Here is a 2357-nt window from a genome sequence, read left to right on the forward strand (position 1 = left end):
TGTAAGCCGCCGCCGACTTTTGCACTTTGTTGCAGTAGCTTTTGCACTCTAGGCTTTGCGAAAGTTTCGCCAGCTTTTGCACTATATCGGATGATGAGAAATAAGAAAAGCGACGCTACCGTCGCTTTTGTTTTACCAGTTGCAAATAACCAATTCGCCGCTTGTTTTGCCTGTCTTATCCCTGCCTACGGTATAAGTCAGCTCCAGTTGAGTAATACGGAAGTCTTTAAACAAAGCCCGTATATCGGGGTGGTCGTTGATGGATAACATGACCTTGCCTTTGCTCTCCGCCATTACCTTCGCGAGCAGCTCATATTGGGACCAATCAAAAGCACTATCGTAGCCTGCGGTCTGCCAATATGGTGGGTCTGCGTAGAAGAAGGTGTGCTCACGGTCATATCGCTTGAAACAACGCTCCCACGGTTCGTTTTCCACATAAACACCTTTTAAACGGTCTTTAGCAGCCTTTAATTTAACCTCAATCTGCGACGCATCCCAAGCTTTTGATGTGGTTGCCGTACCAAAATGTTGATGAACGGTCTTACCGCCGAAGGCGTTGTGTTGAAGGTAGAAGAAGCGAGCGGCACGTTGAATATCTGTCATGCATTCGGGCGGCGTGTTTTGCAGGCAGGCGAATGTCTCGCGGCTGGTTAGCGTCCACTCGAACTGGCGGACGAACTCGTCGAAATGGTGTTGTACCACACGATAGAGATTGATGAGCTGTCCGTTGATATCGTTGAGCACCTCAACTTTTGCAGGAATCGGGCGCATAAAGAATAATGCTGCGCCACCGGAAAACAACTCAACATAACAAGAATGCTCGGGGAACATGGGCAAAAGATGTTTTGCCAAACGACGTTTACCACCCATCCAGGGGATAATAGGTAATGGCTGTTGCATTTTTTGCATCATATATACTCCTAAATTATGGCATTCGCGATGCTCTAAATCAGATTTAATATGACGCTCAAAGGCATCCTTTTGATTTATTAATTAGCTGAAAGAATTGATATTTTTACAACGAGCGCACTTTATTTGTACACAACCGCTGCCTTTTTCCAGCAATTTCCCACAAAACTTACAGCGTAATTCTCGATAGATTTGCATTTGCATCCACTCCTGTATCAGATAGAATGCCTCGGTCTCTAGAGACTAAGGCGGCCTTAGAAGTCAATGCAGGCATTCTCTGCTTGGCTGGCGTAACAGTGTTGCCGCACTGTTACGTCGCCGTCCCACTTATATTTAAAATCCTCCCCAAGGCCGCCTTATTCAGACGGCCTTTTATTTATATTTACCTACAAATAGCGCAACTCTTTGGCTTTTGCGATGATACGTTCGGCGACTTTAGCCCCAACCGCTGGAAGCAGATGAGCACCGCCGTCCTGCGAGAGGGACAACGGCATTACGCCATCTGTTTGCGCTTTTTTATCCGCCTCGTTCGGCGTGAGGCCGCTATCTGTCCAAATCTGATCAGATAAAATATATTGCTCAATATCAAAGACATTATTGCCATATTTAGACTTGAGCCAATTATTAAATTGATCCTTGAGCTGATGTCGGTATGGGTGGTTTTCTTTGGCCCAACCCGGCTTATTATCAGCCCATACAGTCAGGACAATATAACGCGGTGATTCTTTCGGCTGGACTTGTTGAATACATTTTTCAACATAGCTTTTGATTCGTTCTAAGACCGTCTGCCAGTTACCGATATTCGCCCCGTTAATATCATTCTTGGCTGTTGCCAACACACAAATACCATCGACACCGCCGCTGTTTTTTAGCTTGACTGGGTATCGCTGCCCGACAACAATGCTGTGCGCCTGTTCGTCGCGTGGGTAGATTTTAACGTTTGCTGTCTGTCCTACTATAGATGCTTCGATTTTGTTGTCGATGACCACAATGGTAGAGTGCATGCTAAATGGCGTTACTCCCTCTCCGTAAACCAGTTCTGCCTCGATAAAAACATTCCGCCCCTTCGCAAGGATCGCGTCAACGTTGAATTTAATTTCAACAGGGCTGCCGTTCATTGACATGAGTGCGTAAGATGCCAAGCTGCCGCCTTGTGCATTATTAATGACGGGCAAATTCTCCGCTTTAGCGAGATTCATAGCTTGGTCGCCGAGTCTCGCATTAGTAGAATCTCCGAAGAAATTAAGACTACGCACCAACGGCTTCACCGGTGCAGGCGGTTCTGTGGGTTGTGGTGGCTCAGGCTGTACGGGCGGTCGCGCAGGTTTTGGACTTACTGCCGGAGACTGCCCCTGCGCCGTCGGCACCCCGAAATAACGGATGCCGCAACGGTCGCCTTGCTGCAAAATCTCATCAAGATTCTCAGGTTTGGCACAATATTTAAGGTT

General features: G+C 47.1%; 3 protein-coding genes. All 3 read right to left on the reverse strand.

The genetic code is table 11. The features are described 5' to 3' along the window. Window positions 1-132: 132 nt before the first annotated feature. Complete coding sequence (locus C7N83_RS13650) at window positions 133-912, reverse strand: DNA adenine methylase (protein WP_106743262.1); 780 nt, start codon at window positions 910-912, stop codon at window positions 133-135. 81 nt (window positions 913-993) lie between these two features. Further along, window positions 994-1113: a zinc finger domain-containing protein gene (locus tag C7N83_RS13655; protein ID WP_342747620.1), complete on the reverse strand. Its 120-nt coding sequence runs from the start codon at window positions 1111-1113 to the stop codon at window positions 994-996. Window positions 1114-1295: 182 nt separating this feature from the next. Further along, window positions 1296-2357 (reverse strand): hypothetical protein (locus C7N83_RS15035; protein ID WP_211296675.1); only part of this gene is annotated, 1062 nt, incomplete at its 5' end.

The sequence above is a fragment of the Neisseria iguanae genome, assembly GCF_003013245.1.
Lineage (GTDB): Bacteria > Pseudomonadota > Gammaproteobacteria > Burkholderiales > Neisseriaceae > Neisseria > Neisseria iguanae.